The sequence below is a fragment of the Pseudomonas moorei genome (genome assembly GCF_042846945.1).
GTDB lineage: Bacteria > Pseudomonadota > Gammaproteobacteria > Pseudomonadales > Pseudomonadaceae > Aquipseudomonas > Aquipseudomonas moorei.
This window is the reverse complement of record NZ_AP035776.1, coordinates 940,635-953,164: the sequence shown is the minus strand read 5'-3', so window position 1 is coordinate 953,164 and position 12,530 is coordinate 940,635. Positions and strand designations below refer to the sequence as shown.

The following is a 12,530-nucleotide window of genomic DNA, read 5'->3' as shown; positions in this document are numbered from 1 at the left end:
TCTACTCGCGGGCCACGGTGGTCAGCCACTGTGGGATGCGCCGTTCCAGGTAGTACCCCGGTTGGCGGAACGAGCCGTCGACAAATCCGACATGCCCGCCTTTGGCCTGCAACTCGAAATGCGTGCAGGCCGACAGCTCTTGAGTTTGGGGCAGGCTGTGGGGAAATACGAAGGGGTCGTCGGCGGCCTGAATGATCAGGGTTGGCGTGCGGATTTCGCCGAGGAAGTAGCGGCTCGACGCGCGGCGATAGTAGTCCTCGGCATCGGCAAAACCATTCAGCGGTGCAGTCACCCGGCCGTCGAAATCCCAGAACGTGCGCATGTTCTCCAGCGAGCCCAGCGCCGCGATTGCCGCCAGGCCGTCTTCGCGCCCGTCATGCTGGAACTGCCGTTGTTTGTTCTTGATGTAGGCCAGCATCTCGCGCATGAAATGCGCTTGATAGACCTTGGAAAATCCCTGGCCGATGCGGTCGGCACATTGGTCGAGGCGAAACGGCACTGACACCGCCACCGCACCGAGCACGCCGCTGGCACTGCCGGTTTCGCCCAGGTGTTTAAGCAACACATTGCCGCCCAGGGAGTAGCCGACCGCAAACAGCGGAGCGAGAGGGCGTTTGGCGCGCAAGTGCCTGATGGTTTCAGCCAGGTCTTCACTGGCACCGGAATGGTAGCTGCGCGGCAGCAGATTGGGTTCGCCGGAGCAACCGCGCCAGTTCAGCGCGACACTGGCCCAGCCGCGATCGCCCAGCGCCTTTTGTATCCCGGCCACATAAGGCGAATTCGACGAACCTGTCAGGCCGTGCAACACCAGGACCAGGGGCGCATCGACGCTGTGCGGACCGTGCCAGTCGAGGTCGAGGAAGTCGCCATCCTCAAGCCACAGGCGTTCACGCTCACGCTGAAGATGAGTGGTTTTGCGCCACAGCGGTCCCCACAAGGTTTGCAAGTGCGGGTTGCCGAGGCCGAAGGCCGGGATGAAGCGTTCTGACGGATGGGACACGAGTGTTCTCGAAGCATCGGCGCGTACCTTGAAGGAGGCACGCGCCTTGTTCAGGCCGATCGATTAGCCGGCAATCTCTGCCATACGTTGCCACAACGAATAATAGACCCGCCCGGACTTTTGCTCCCGGTGCAGACGCCAGTTGCCTGGCAGGCCCAGGGTCGAGGGTGCGCTTTCGCTTTCGGTATAAACCCAGGCGTCGTCTGCCAGCCACTGACGCTCTTCAAGCAGCGTACAAACGGCGGGCAACAGGTTTTGGTTGAACGGCGGGTCGAGGAATACCAGGTCGTAGGCAACCGCTGGCTGGGTTTCCAGATAGCGCAGGGCGTCGGCGGTCTGCACCTGGCCGGTGGTGCAGCGCAGCGTACCCAGATGCTCCTTGAGGCTGGATACCGCCAGGCTGCTGGCGTCCAGCGCCTGGCCCATGGCTGCACCACGGGACAAAGCCTCGAGAAACAGCGCGCCACTGCCGGTGAACGGGTCGAGCACCTTGGCGCCGGGGACGTAGGGAGCCAGCCAGTTGAACAGGGTTTCACGCACCCGGTCCGGCGTCGGGCGCAGGCCCGGAGCGTCAGGGAAGCTCAGCTTTCGGCTGCGCCATTCGCCGCCGATGATGCGCAGTTGGTTCACGCCGTTATGCACGTTGTGAACCGGTTTTTTGGGACGGGAAGTGGCCATTAATGCTCCGGAACCCCGAGCGGTTGCTCGGCAGGTTTATCAGTAGGGGCCGGTAACGGCTTTTGTGGCACGGTCGGGCCAGCGCTGACGATGACCATTTTGTCCGTGCTCAGGTGTTTGTTCAGTGCAGCCCGGACTTGCTCGACAGTCAGGTTCTGGGACTGTTGCATGAAGTCCTCCAGATGACTCAACGGCAGGTTATAGAAGCCGATGGCGCCCAGTTGTCCGACAATGTCGGCGTTGCTGGCGGTCGACAGCGGGAAGCTGCCGGACAGTTCGCGCTTGGCGTCGTCGAGTTCTTTTTCGGTCGGGCCGGTTTTAAGGTAGTCCGCCAGCACGTCCTGCACCAGCTTCAGGGTGCCTTCGCTCATTTCGGCGCGGGTCTGCAGATTGATCATGAACGGGCCGCGCGCCTGCATCGGGGTGAAGCCCGAATACACGCCATAAGACAGGCCACGCTTCTCGCGGACTTCGCTCATCAGGCGAGTGCCGAAACCGCCACCGCCGAGGATCTGGTTACCCATGGACAGGGCCGCGTAGTCCGGATCGTCACGGTCGATGCCCAGTTGCGCGATCATCAGATTGGTCTGCTTGGACGGAAACTCGATGTGGCTGACGCTGGCCTTGGGTTCGGCCGGTTGTGCGATTTTCGGCAGGGCCGGGCCTTTGGGCAGGGCTGCGGAAACCTGTGCCGCAATGGCTTCGGCTTCAGTGCGGGACAAGTCACCCACCAGTGCGATCACTACGTTCCCGGCAGCGTAGGCTTTCTGGTGGAACGCACGCAGTTGCTCCAGGGTGATGGCCGGAATGGTGTCCGCCGTACCGTCGCTGGAATGCGCATACGGGTGATCGCCATACAGGCGATTCATCAATTCGACGCTGGCCAGTTTGCCGGGATTCTGTTTCTGGTATTCGAAACCGGCGAGCAACTGGTTCTTGATGCGGGTAAAGGAATCAGCGGGGAACGTCGGTTTGCCCACGACTTCGGCGAACAGCTTCAAGGCTGGCTCGCGTTTGTCCGCGGCGCTGAGGCTACGCAAGGAGGCGACCGCCATGTCTTTGTAGGCACCGTTGCCGAAATCGGCGCCCAGTCCTTCGAAGCCCTGGGCAATCGCGCTGACGTCTTTGCCGGCGACGCCTTCGTTGAGCATGGCGTTGGTCAGGGTCGCCAGACCGGGTGCATCGCCATCCTGGCTGCTGCCGGCGGCGAAGATCAGGCGCATGTCGAACATCGGCAGCTCACGGGCTTCGACAAACAGCACCTTGGCGCCTTCGGCTGTTTGCCAGGTCTGGATGTCGAGTTTGCGATGGCTCGGTGCCTTGCCGTTGAGCTCGGTCAGCGATTGCAGTTTCTGGCTGGCCCTGGCTTTGTCCAGCGCCTCGCTGGCAATGGAATCATCAGTCTTGGAGAAATAGAACGCGGCTGAGCCGATCAGCATGGCTGCGATCAGGCCGAGCAAGGCCAGGCGCGATTTTTTACGCTCACTCATGAGTCGTCTCCTCTGGCAGAACATGGGCGACGCTGAGACGTTCGCGGGTGAAATACAGCTTGGCGGCTTTCTGGATGTCTTGCGGTGTCACGCTTTCCAGGTCGGTGAGTTCGGTGTCCATCACTTTCCAGGACAGGCCCACGGTTTCCAGTTGACCAATAGCAGAGGCCTGGCTGGTGATCGAGTCACGTTCGTAAACCAGACCGGCGATGACCTGCGCACGCACGCGCTCGAGTTCTTCGCTGGACGGGGCGGTGGTTTTAAGTTGTTCGAGCAGCTTCCACAAACCGGCTTCTGCCTGTTCGATGGTTTTGTTTTTCTGACTGTTAGGGGTTGCCGACAGCGTGAACAGACTGTCGCCACGGGTGTAGGCGTCGTAACTCGACGAGCCGCCGGACACCAGCTCTTCGCCACGCTCCAACTGGGTCGGGATGCGAGCGCTGTAGCCGCCGTCGAGCAGGGCGGAAATCAGGCGCAAGGCATTCACCGAGCGTTTGTCTTCGGCGGTGGCAATGCTCGGCACGTTGAATGCCAGCATCAGGCTGGGCAATTGGGTCTTCACGTGCAGGGTGATCTGACGTTCGCCGGGCTCGGCCAGTTCCAGCGGAATCTTCGCCGGCGGCACGTCGCGTCTGGCGATCGGCCCGAAGTAACGCTGGGCCAGGGCCTTGACTTCGTCCGGGGTCACATCGCCGACCACCACCAGCGTGGCGTTGTTCGGCACGTACCAGGATTGATACCAGTGGCGCAGCTCTTCGACCTTCATGCGGTCCAGATCCGCCATCCAGCCAATGGTGGGCGTGTGATAGCCGCTAGCCGGGTAGGCCATGGCCTTGAAGCGCTCGTAGGCCTTGGACATCGGTTTGTCGTCGGTGCGCAGGCGGCGTTCTTCTTTAATGACTTCGATTTCCCGGGCGAACTCATCGGCCGGCAGGCGCAGGCTGGCCATGCGGTCGGCTTCCAGTTCGAAGGCCACGCCCAGGCGATCGCGGGCCAGCACCTGGTAATACGCGGTGAAGTCGTCGCTGGTGAAGGCGTTCTCTTCGGCGCCGAGGTCACGCAGGATCAGCGAGGCTTCGCCGGGACCGACTTTCTCGCTGCCCTTGAACATCATGTGTTCCAGGGCGTGTGACAACCCGGTCTGACCCGGAGTCTCGTAGCTGGAGCCGACCTTGTACCAGACCTGTGAAACCACCACCGGCGCGCGATGATCTTCGCGCACGACGACCTTCAGGCCATTGTCGAGGGTGAATTCGTGAGTGGGTTGCGGGTCGGCAGCCAGGGCCGAAAGGGGCAGGCAAACTGTGCTGAGCAGCAGGCCTGCGGCGCGGCGGGCTAGAGCATTCATTCGTTTTTAAACCTTTGGGGCTGTCCGCTTGGTCTTAGCCTAGGCGGGCGAGGAGGTGCTAGGATACTGATCCGTTTTAGCGGCGGCCACGCCTATCAGGCCTTTATGCTTGATCAGGTTGATTGGGTTTGCGACGGAAGGTGGATATTTATCAACTGAATTCCGCTTTTTCGCCGATTTTGCTGCTTTAGTCCTATGAGAAGTCGATTTCTTGAGGCGCCGTTGAGCACCTCGACAAAATGTTGCGCGTGAACAAGCTGGATGAATCACAGTCTGTTCTGCATCGAATATTTATTTGCCGGGGCGCCCGTTGGCGCGTCGCTACCGTGAGATAGCCGTCCCCCATGTTTGGTTCCAACGACGACAAGAAGACCCCAGCTGCGGCTGGCGAAAAGAAAAGCCTGTTCGGATGGCTGCGCAAAAAACCGCAGGAATCCGTCGTCGAACAGCCAAAGTCAACACCCGAGCCAGCGCCTGCGCCAGTTGTGTCGCCAATCGCAGAGCCGGTACTGCAACCGGTTGCCGAACCTGTAGACGAAGTTCCGGCCGAATTGCCCCGAACCCCGGTCGCTCAGCCCTGGCTGACGTTGCCGGTGGCGGAAGAACCGGTGGCCCTGGTTGAAGATGAGCAGGCGCCACACGTGACGCCGCCGATTCCTGCACAGCCACCCGTGGCTCATGAGCCGGTTCGTGCGCCAGTGATCGAGCCGGTTATTGCCGCGCCGGTTGTCGAGACTGCGCCGGTATTCGTCCCACCGGTTGCACCGGTTGTCAAAGCGCCAGAGCCTGCACCTGCACCTGTTGTCGCTGCACCGGTCGAACCGCCGGCTGAACCCGTTCGCACCGAAGAAACCAAGGCCGGTTTCTTCGCCCGCCTCAAACAAGGCCTGTCCAAGACCAGCGCCAGCATCGGTGAAGGCATGGCCAGCCTGTTTCTGGGCAAGAAAGCCATCGACGATGATCTGCTCGATGATCTCGAAACCCGTCTGCTGACCGCCGACGTCGGCGTCGAAGCCACTTCGGTGATCATTCAGCGCCTGACCCAAAAGGTTGCGCGCAAGGAGCTGGCTGACTCCGATGCCTTGTACAAGTCCCTGCAAGCCGAACTCGCGGCCATGCTCAAGCCCGTCGAGCAACCGCTGAAAATCACCTCGCAAAACAAGCCGTTCGTGATTCTGGTCGTTGGCGTCAACGGTGCCGGCAAGACCACCACCATCGGCAAGCTGGCAAAGAAACTGCAGCTGGAAGGCAAGAAGGTTATGCTCGCTGCCGGTGACACCTTCCGTGCCGCGGCGGTCGAGCAATTGCAGGTCTGGGGTGAGCGCAACAAGATTCCGGTCATCGCCCAGCACACGGGTGCCGACTCGGCTTCGGTTATCTTCGACGCCGTGCAGGCCGCCAAGGCCCGTGGCATTGATGTGCTGATCGCCGACACCGCCGGTCGTCTGCACACCAAAGACAACCTGATGGAAGAGCTGAAAAAAGTTCGCCGGGTGATCGGCAAGCTCGACGCCGATGCACCGCACGAAGTGTTGCTGGTGCTCGATGCCGGCACCGGCCAGAACGCCATCAACCAGGCCAAACAGTTCAACCAGACCGTCGAACTGACTGGCCTGGCACTGACCAAGCTCGACGGAACCGCCAAGGGCGGGGTGATTTTTGCCCTGGCCAAGCAGTTCGGTCTGCCGATCCGCTACATCGGCGTCGGTGAAGGCATCGACGATTTGCGCACTTTTGAAGCTGAACCCTTTGTCCAGGCACTGTTTGCCGAGCGGGAGCGTTCATGATTCGTTTCGAACAGGTCGGTAAACGCTACCCGAACGGTCACGTCGGCTTGCATGAGCTGAGCTTTCGAGTCCGTCGCGGTGAGTTTTTGTTTGTAACCGGCCATTCCGGTGCCGGTAAAAGTACTTTGTTGCGGTTGCTGCTGGCCATGGAACGTCCCACCAGCGGCAAGTTGCTGCTGGCCGGGCAGGACCTGAGCACCATCAGCAACGCGCAGATTCCATTTTTGCGCCGACAGATCGGCGTGGTGTTCCAGAACCACCAGCTGTTGTTTGATCGCACGGTGTTCAACAACGTCGCGCTGCCGTTGCAGATTCTTGGCCTGTCCAAGGCGGAAATCGCCAAGCGCGTGGATTCGGCCCTGGAGCGCGTAGCGCTGTCGGACAAGACTGATCTGTACCCCGGTGACCTCTCCACCGGCCAGCAACAGCGCGTCGGCATTGCCCGCGCCATCGTTCACCGTCCGGCCTTGCTGCTGGCGGACGAACCGACCGGTAACCTCGACCCGCGTCTGGCGGCGGAAATCATGGGCGTGTTTGAAGACATCAACCGTCTGGGCACCAGCGTGCTGATCGCCAGTCACGACCTGGCCCTGATCGCGCGCATGCGCCATCGCATGCTGACCCTGCAACGCGGTCGATTGATTGGCGACGGGGAGGCCGGCGTATGAGTGCGACTCGCAGTCCAAAGGTTTCCGAGCGTGTAGCCCCGAAGGCCGCCGATCCGCAACCGACCAAGAAAAAGCACGACGACGATGACGGCCCGGACTTCGCCACGCTGTTCCGTGCCTGGGTCGAGAGCCATCGCGCCAGTCTGCTCGACAGCTTGCGTCGTCTGGGCAAGCAGCCTATCGGCAGTTTTTTCACCTGCATGGTGATGGCCGTGGCCCTGAGTTTGCCCATGGGTCTGTCACTTTTGCTAAGTAACGTTGAGCGTCTGGGTGGTTCCTGGCAGCGAGCTGCGCAGATTTCCCTGTACCTGCAACTCGAAGCCAGCCCGGTCGAAGGCGAGGCGCTGCGCGAGCGGATCAAGGCTATGCCGGGCGTGGCCGATGCCGAATACGTTGGGCGGGATCAAGCGCTGGAAGAGTTCCAGCAGCAGTCCGGCCTGGGCGACGCGCTCAAGGAGTTGCCGGAAAACCCGCTGCCCGGCGTGGTCCTGGTGACGCCGAACGAAGTCGATAAGCCGACTCTTGAAGCATTAAGACAAAAACTTTCCGAGCTGCCGAAGGTACAGCAGGCGCAGCTTGATTTAGTCTGGGTGGAGCGTCTGGCAGCCATTCTCAAGCTGGGCGACCGTTTTGTCTTCGGTCTGACCGTGCTTCTGGTTTCTGCATTACTTTTGGTGATAGGCAATACCATTCGTCTTCATATTGAAAACCGCCGCACAGAGATAGAAGTGATTAAACTGGTCGGCGGCACTGACAGCTATGTACGCAGGCCCTTTCTCTATATGGGCGCGCTTTATGGCTTCGGTGCGGGGATTTTTTCCTGGGGTGTATTGGCGTTTGGCCTTAACTGGCTGAATGACGCGGTAGTCGGGCTGGCCGGTTTGTACGGCAGTGATTTCGCGCTGGCCGGAGTGCCGGTTGCCGACGGTCTGTCTCTCTTGCTTGGCGCGGTGCTGTTAGGGTATATCGGTGCATGGATTGCAGTCGCACGCCACCTGAGGGAGCTTGCGCCTAAGTAGTATCATTTTGCTCGTATTGACCTTTCAGCGTTTATGGGAACTTGTTCTTCGGTTTCCGGTCAATTTTCGCAGTGCTTAACTGCACGAGTTATGTAAGTCGGAGGTTTTTTCGTATGACCAATTCTTTGCAGCCTGCATATGCTCTGGTCCCGGGTGCGAACCTGGAGGCCTATGTGCACACGGTGAACAGCATTCCTTTGCTGACGCCGGAGCAGGAGCGTGAACTGGCCGAGAGTCTCTATTATGAGCAGGATCTTGAGGCGGCTCGGCAGATGGTGCTCGCCCACCTGCGTTTTGTCGTACATATCGCCCGTAGCTATTCCGGCTACGGTCTGGCTCAGGCTGACCTGATCCAGGAAGGTAACGTCGGCCTGATGAAGGCCGTGAAGCGCTTCAACCCGGAAATGGGCGTGCGCCTGGTGTCCTTTGCCGTGCACTGGATCAAGGCTGAAATCCACGAATTCATCCTGCGCAACTGGCGTATTGTGAAAGTCGCGACCACCAAGGCCCAGCGCAAACTGTTCTTCAATCTGCGAAGCCAGAAGAAACGTCTGGCCTGGTTGAACAATGAGGAAGTCCATCGTGTGGCGGAAAGCCTCGGCGTAGAGCCGCGGGAAGTGCGCGAGATGGAAAGTCGCCTGACCGGCCATGACATGGCCTTCGACCCGGCGGCTGAAGCTGACGACGACAGTGCTTTCCAGTCGCCGGCCAACTACCTGGAAGACCACCGGTACGATCCGGCCCGTCAACTGGAAGATGCCGACTGGAGCGACAACTCCAATCACAACCTGCACGAAGCGCTGGAAGTGCTGGACGACCGCAGCCGAGACATCCTCTATCAGCGTTGGCTGGCAGAAGAAAAAGCCACGCTGCATGACCTGGCGCAGAAGTACAACGTGTCGGCCGAGCGTATTCGTCAGCTTGAGAAGAGCGCGATGAACAAGCTAAAGCTCTCGATTGCCGCGTAACCGGCAAGCAGGCAATAAAAAACGCCCCGATCATTGATCGGGGCGTTTTTGTTTCTGGCCTCACACATAACCAATGTGGCAGCGTCATTGAGACCACGGCGCCCGGCGCGAATCGTTCAGTCCCACCAGATAGCTGTCGCCCCCCAACTGGCTCATCTGCTGCCGTATCCACCCCGCACGCCGCGAAACGTAAGAAGTCGGATGGCTGGCGCTCCACACACGCGGGTTGGGCAGCACAGCGGCTAATAGACTCGATTGCTGGCGGCTGAGGTTTTTCGCACTGATGCCAAAGTGATGTCGTGCAGCGGCCTCGGCACCAAATACCCCGTCATCCCACTCGACGCTGTTGAGATACACCTCGAGAATCCGCTGTTTGGGCCAGAACACTTCGATCAGGCCGGTAAACCAGGCCTCCAGGCCTTTGCGCAACCAGCTGCGACCGGACCACAGGAACAGGTTTTTCGAAACCTGCTGGCTCAGGGTACTGGCGCCGCGAACCGTGCCTCCGAGCTCGTTATGGGCCAGTGCGGCCTGGATCGCTCCGAAGTCAAAGCCCCAGTGCTCCGGGAATTTCTGATCCTCACCCGCGATCACCGCCACTTTCAGGTCATCCGAGATTTCATCCCAGGGCTTCCAGGTGCGTTGCAGGTCAATGGGTTCGCCGTTGAACCAGGATTCAATCTTGCGTTCAACCATCAACGCCGTCCCCGGCGGTGGTACCACGCGAAAAATCAGCACGAGCAGTACGCTGCCGCCCATGAACCAGAGCACGGCCTTCGTGAATCGACGGAAAAATATACGCAGCATAGAGATGGCTTGGCCGAACCCGTTGAGCGGGCCATTATACAGACCCTGTTGATTGCGTCTGACTGGAGTTCTTCATGCTGCGTGGCTTTCTGATGCTGGCCGCTTTTTTCGGTTTCACTGGTGTCGGCCTTGGCGCATTCGCCGCCCACGGTCTGAAAAATCGCCTGAGTGCCGAGTACCTGGCCATTTTCCACACCGGCGTCACCTATCAACTGGTGCATACACTGGCGCTGCTGGGTGTGGCGCTGCTGGCCACGCAGGTGCCCGGTCGACTGATCACCTGGGCCGGTGCGTCCTTTGCCATCGGCATCCTGCTGTTCTCCGGCAGTCTGTACGTGCTGACGCTGACAGGCTTCAGCAAGCTCGGCATCATCACGCCTTTTGGCGGACTGGCATTCCTGGTTGGCTGGTTTTGCCTGGGTCTTGCCGCCTGGCGCTTGCAGCTTACCGCTTGACGCTTGTTGCTGACCTTTAGGTCACGATCGGGCTAGAATGCCAGCCCCTAAAAATGATGGCGGCATCCGGCATGCGCATTCAGTTGAACGGCGAATCCTTTGAACTGCCCGACGGTGAAACCGTTGCGGCCCTGCTGACCCGTCTGGACCTGACCGGACGTCGGGTGGCGGTCGAACTCAATCTGGATATCGTCCCGCGCAGTCAGCATGCCGATACCACGCTCAATGACGGCGACAACGTCGAAGTCGTGCACGCCATCGGCGGCGGCTAGCCGTCTGGCCCGCATGGGCCGAGAATTCTGCAAGACCCTCACTCCTACAGAGGATTTCCCATGAGCATCGTTCGTAGCGACAAGCCCTTCGTCCTGGCTGGTCGTACTTACCAGTCGCGTTTGCTGGTAGGTACCGGCAAGTACCGTGACATGGAAGAAACCCGCCTGGCCATCGAGGCCTCGGGTGCCGAGATCGTCACTTTCGCCGTGCGTCGTACCAACCTCGGCCAGAACGCGGGCGAACCGAACCTGCTGGATTTCCTGTCGCCGGATCGCTACACCTTTCTGCCGAACACTGCCGGTTGCTATGACGCAGTCGAGGCCGTGCGCACCTGCCGCCTGGCCCGTGAGCTGCTTGATGGCCACAACCTGGTGAAGCTGGAAGTGCTGGCGGACCAGAAAACCCTGTTTCCCAACGTGATCGAAACCCTCAAGGCCGCGGAGTCGCTGGTCAAGGAAGGCTTCGACGTGATGGTCTACACCAGCGACGACCCGATCATCGCCCGGCAACTGGCGGAAATCGGCTGCATCGCGGTGATGCCGCTGGCCGGTCTGATCGGTTCCGGCCTGGGGATCTGCAACCCGTACAACCTGCAGATCATCCTTGAAGAAGCCAAAATTCCGGTGCTGGTGGATGCCGGTGTCGGTACCGCTTCCGACGCTACCATCGCCATGGAACTGGGTTGTGACGCCGTGCTGATGAACTCGGCGATCGCCCACGCCCAGCAGCCGATCATGATGGCTGAAGCCATGAAACACGCCATCGTTGCGGGCCGTTTGGCTTACCTCGCTGGCCGCATGCCGAAAAAACTCTATGCCAGCGCCTCTTCGCCGCTGGATGGTCTGATCAAGTAAGAGCCATTGATGACTGAATCGAACGACACGCCTATCCAGACGGAAGAAGGCGACGAGCGCCAACACCGCCGCATCAAGAGTTTCGTGATGCGTGCCGGGCGCATGACCGAAGGCCAACAACGTGGCCTGGAGCAGGGCGCACCGCTGTTCGTGCTGCCCCTGGCCGACGCGCCGGTGGACTTCGACCAGGTGTTCGGTCGCTCGGCCCCGCGCTCGCTGGAAATCGGTTTCGGCATGGGCCATTCGCTGCTGGAAATGGCGGCGGCTTCGCCGGAGCAGGATTTCATCGGTGTCGAAGTGCACCGTCCGGGCGTTGGTGCGTTGCTCAATGGCGTGCTGACCCAGGGTTTGACCAACCTGCGGGTCTACGATTGCGATGCCATCGAAGTGCTCAACCGTTGCGTGGCCGACAACAGCCTCGATCGCCTGATGCTGTTTTTCCCGGACCCATGGCACAAGAGCCGTCATCACAAGCGTCGCATCGTTCAGGCTTCGTTCGCTGAACTGGTACGCAGCAAGTTGAAGGTCGGCGGCATCCTGCACATGGCCACCGACTGGGAACCGTACGCTGAATACATGCTGGAAGTGATGAACGTCGCGCCGGGTTATCGCAACCTGGCCGAAGACGGCAAATGCGTACCGCGCCCGGCCGAGCGGCCGATCACCAAGTTCGAACGCCGTGGCGAACGTCTTGGGCATGGTGTGTGGGATTTGAAGTTCGAAAAACTGGCGTAAAACCTGTGGGAGCGAGCCTGCTCGCGATAGCGGTCTGACAGTCGACGAAGATGTTAAATGTCAGCCCCTCATCGCGAGCAGGCTCGCTCCCACAGTTGTTTTATGTACAGCCGAAAGTCAGCGGCGGTCAGCCACGACGCCGATGAGCACCAGCACCACCAGCAACACCGGCGCCAGGCTGTAGTTGTTGAATTGGCTCAAGCCGCGAACGATCCACGGCGTGGCGTAGATCAGCGCGGCGCCGCTGCCCACCATGCACAGCAATGCCATCAACGGTACGCGCAAGGCGCCAGCAATGCTGCCCAGGCGTTGCTCGACCCAGCCTTTGAAGTCCGCGCCAAACAGCACCAGCAGACAGCCCACCAGGGCCAGGGCGATTTCCGAGAGATTGCTGCGGCTCCAGCGAGAAACGGTGGCGAGCAGGTCGAGTACCAGATCCATTCGATTT

14 protein-coding genes are annotated in these 12,530 nt (G+C 60.3%); 8 read left to right on the top strand and 6 right to left on the bottom strand.

The window, feature by feature from the left end; translation table 11 throughout:
• Position 1: 1 nt before the first annotated feature.
• From ACGJAX_RS04555 to ACGJAX_RS04540, 4 genes are all read right to left on the bottom strand, one after another.
• On the bottom strand, positions 2 to 1,000 hold the full coding sequence (locus ACGJAX_RS04555) for a hydrolase (protein ID WP_390957569.1): 999 nt from the start codon (positions 998 to 1,000) through the stop codon (positions 2 to 4).
• A gap of 63 nt (positions 1,001 to 1,063) precedes the next feature.
• A complete protein-coding gene (gene rsmD, locus ACGJAX_RS04550; RefSeq protein ID WP_130206689.1) occupies positions 1,064 to 1,678 on the bottom strand; it encodes a 16S rRNA (guanine(966)-N(2))-methyltransferase RsmD in 615 nt (204 codons plus the stop codon).
• Positions 1,678 to 3,168, bottom strand: a complete 1,491-nt coding sequence (locus ACGJAX_RS04545; protein WP_248914479.1) for a pitrilysin family protein — start codon at positions 3,166 to 3,168, stop codon at positions 1,678 to 1,680. The genes rsmD and ACGJAX_RS04545 overlap by 1 nt, the downstream gene beginning before the upstream one ends.
• Positions 3,161 to 4,516, bottom strand: coding sequence for a pitrilysin family protein (locus ACGJAX_RS04540; RefSeq protein WP_390957566.1), 1,356 nt, complete (start codon positions 4,514 to 4,516; stop codon positions 3,161 to 3,163). The genes ACGJAX_RS04545 and ACGJAX_RS04540 overlap by 8 nt, the downstream gene beginning before the upstream one ends.
• Positions 4,517 to 4,860: 344 nt before the next feature.
• Here ACGJAX_RS04540 and ftsY point away from each other — a divergent pair, with 344 nt between their 5' ends.
• The 4 genes from ftsY to rpoH all read left to right on the top strand — a co-directional run bounded on the left by ftsY (position 4,861) and on the right by rpoH (position 8,958).
• Positions 4,861 to 6,303 carry a signal recognition particle-docking protein FtsY gene (ftsY, locus tag ACGJAX_RS04535; protein ID WP_390957564.1) on the top strand — a complete coding sequence of 481 codons (1,443 nt, stop codon included), beginning with the start codon at positions 4,861 to 4,863 and terminating at the stop codon, positions 6,301 to 6,303.
• Positions 6,300 to 6,971: a cell division ATP-binding protein FtsE gene (ftsE, locus tag ACGJAX_RS04530; protein WP_003229148.1), complete on the top strand. Its 672-nt coding sequence runs from the start codon at positions 6,300 to 6,302 to the stop codon at positions 6,969 to 6,971. The genes ftsY and ftsE overlap by 4 nt, the downstream gene beginning before the upstream one ends.
• Positions 6,968 to 7,990, top strand: coding sequence for a permease-like cell division protein FtsX (gene ftsX / locus ACGJAX_RS04525; protein ID WP_390957562.1), 1,023 nt, complete (start codon positions 6,968 to 6,970; stop codon positions 7,988 to 7,990). The genes ftsE and ftsX overlap by 4 nt, the downstream gene beginning before the upstream one ends.
• Before the next feature lie 113 nt (positions 7,991 to 8,103).
• Complete coding sequence (rpoH, locus tag ACGJAX_RS04520) at positions 8,104 to 8,958, top strand: RNA polymerase sigma factor RpoH (RefSeq protein WP_047534555.1); 855 nt, start codon at positions 8,104 to 8,106, stop codon at positions 8,956 to 8,958.
• An 84-nt stretch (positions 8,959 to 9,042) separates the two neighbouring features.
• Here rpoH and mtgA read toward each other — a convergent pair whose 3' ends face one another.
• On the bottom strand, positions 9,043 to 9,765 hold the full coding sequence (gene mtgA, locus ACGJAX_RS04515; protein ID WP_090326122.1) for a monofunctional biosynthetic peptidoglycan transglycosylase: 723 nt from the start codon (positions 9,763 to 9,765) through the stop codon (positions 9,043 to 9,045).
• A gap of 74 nt (positions 9,766 to 9,839) precedes the next feature.
• Here mtgA and ACGJAX_RS04510 point away from each other — a divergent pair, with 74 nt between their 5' ends.
• The 4 genes from ACGJAX_RS04510 to trmB all read left to right on the top strand — a co-directional run bounded on the left by ACGJAX_RS04510 (position 9,840) and on the right by trmB (position 12,082).
• Positions 9,840 to 10,220 carry a DUF423 domain-containing protein gene (locus ACGJAX_RS04510; protein WP_090326120.1) on the top strand — a complete coding sequence of 127 codons (381 nt, stop codon included), beginning with the start codon at positions 9,840 to 9,842 and terminating at the stop codon, positions 10,218 to 10,220.
• Positions 10,221 to 10,291: 71 nt separating this feature from the next.
• Complete coding sequence (thiS, locus tag ACGJAX_RS04505) at positions 10,292 to 10,492, top strand: sulfur carrier protein ThiS (RefSeq protein ID WP_007953386.1); 201 nt, start codon at positions 10,292 to 10,294, stop codon at positions 10,490 to 10,492.
• 60 nt (positions 10,493 to 10,552) lie between these two features.
• A complete protein-coding gene (locus ACGJAX_RS04500; RefSeq protein ID WP_090326117.1) occupies positions 10,553 to 11,347 on the top strand; it encodes a thiazole synthase in 795 nt (264 codons plus the stop codon).
• A 9-nt stretch (positions 11,348 to 11,356) separates the two neighbouring features.
• Positions 11,357 to 12,082 (top strand): tRNA (guanosine(46)-N7)-methyltransferase TrmB, encoded by a 726-nt coding sequence (gene trmB / locus ACGJAX_RS04495; protein ID WP_090326115.1) that lies wholly within the window; start codon positions 11,357 to 11,359, stop codon positions 12,080 to 12,082.
• Positions 12,083 to 12,199: 117 nt separating this feature from the next.
• Here trmB and ACGJAX_RS04490 read toward each other — a convergent pair whose 3' ends face one another.
• On the bottom strand, positions 12,200 to 12,523 hold the full coding sequence (locus ACGJAX_RS04490) for a DUF3392 domain-containing protein (RefSeq protein WP_056853986.1): 324 nt from the start codon (positions 12,521 to 12,523) through the stop codon (positions 12,200 to 12,202).
• Positions 12,524 to 12,530 lie beyond the last annotated feature (7 nt).

What these genes read in the sequence shown, in the direction of transcription:
- rsmD (WP_130206689.1), bottom strand. Translation starts at nt 1,678, where the DNA reads ATGGCCACTTCCCGTCCCAAAAAACCGGTTCACAACGTGCATAACGGC.
- ACGJAX_RS04545 (WP_248914479.1), bottom strand. Translation starts at nt 3,168, where the DNA reads ATGAGTGAGCGTAAAAAATCGCGCCTGGCCTTGCTCGGCCTGATCGCA.
- ACGJAX_RS04540 (WP_390957566.1), bottom strand. Translation starts at nt 4,516, where the DNA reads ATGAATGCTCTAGCCCGCCGCGCCGCAGGCCTGCTGCTCAGCACAGTT.
- ftsY (WP_390957564.1), top strand. Translation starts at nt 4,861, where the DNA reads ATGTTTGGTTCCAACGACGACAAGAAGACCCCAGCTGCGGCTGGCGAA.
- ftsE (WP_003229148.1), top strand. Translation starts at nt 6,300, where the DNA reads ATGATTCGTTTCGAACAGGTCGGTAAACGCTACCCGAACGGTCACGTC.
- ftsX (WP_390957562.1), top strand. Translation starts at nt 6,968, where the DNA reads ATGAGTGCGACTCGCAGTCCAAAGGTTTCCGAGCGTGTAGCCCCGAAG.
- rpoH (WP_047534555.1), top strand. Translation starts at nt 8,104, where the DNA reads ATGACCAATTCTTTGCAGCCTGCATATGCTCTGGTCCCGGGTGCGAAC.
- mtgA (WP_090326122.1), bottom strand. Translation starts at nt 9,765, where the DNA reads ATGCTGCGTATATTTTTCCGTCGATTCACGAAGGCCGTGCTCTGGTTC.
- ACGJAX_RS04510 (WP_090326120.1), top strand. Translation starts at nt 9,840, where the DNA reads ATGCTGCGTGGCTTTCTGATGCTGGCCGCTTTTTTCGGTTTCACTGGT.
- thiS (WP_007953386.1), top strand. Translation starts at nt 10,292, where the DNA reads ATGCGCATTCAGTTGAACGGCGAATCCTTTGAACTGCCCGACGGTGAA.
- ACGJAX_RS04500 (WP_090326117.1), top strand. Translation starts at nt 10,553, where the DNA reads ATGAGCATCGTTCGTAGCGACAAGCCCTTCGTCCTGGCTGGTCGTACT.
- trmB (WP_090326115.1), top strand. Translation starts at nt 11,357, where the DNA reads ATGACTGAATCGAACGACACGCCTATCCAGACGGAAGAAGGCGACGAG.
- ACGJAX_RS04490 (WP_056853986.1), bottom strand. Translation starts at nt 12,523, where the DNA reads ATGGATCTGGTACTCGACCTGCTCGCCACCGTTTCTCGCTGGAGCCGC.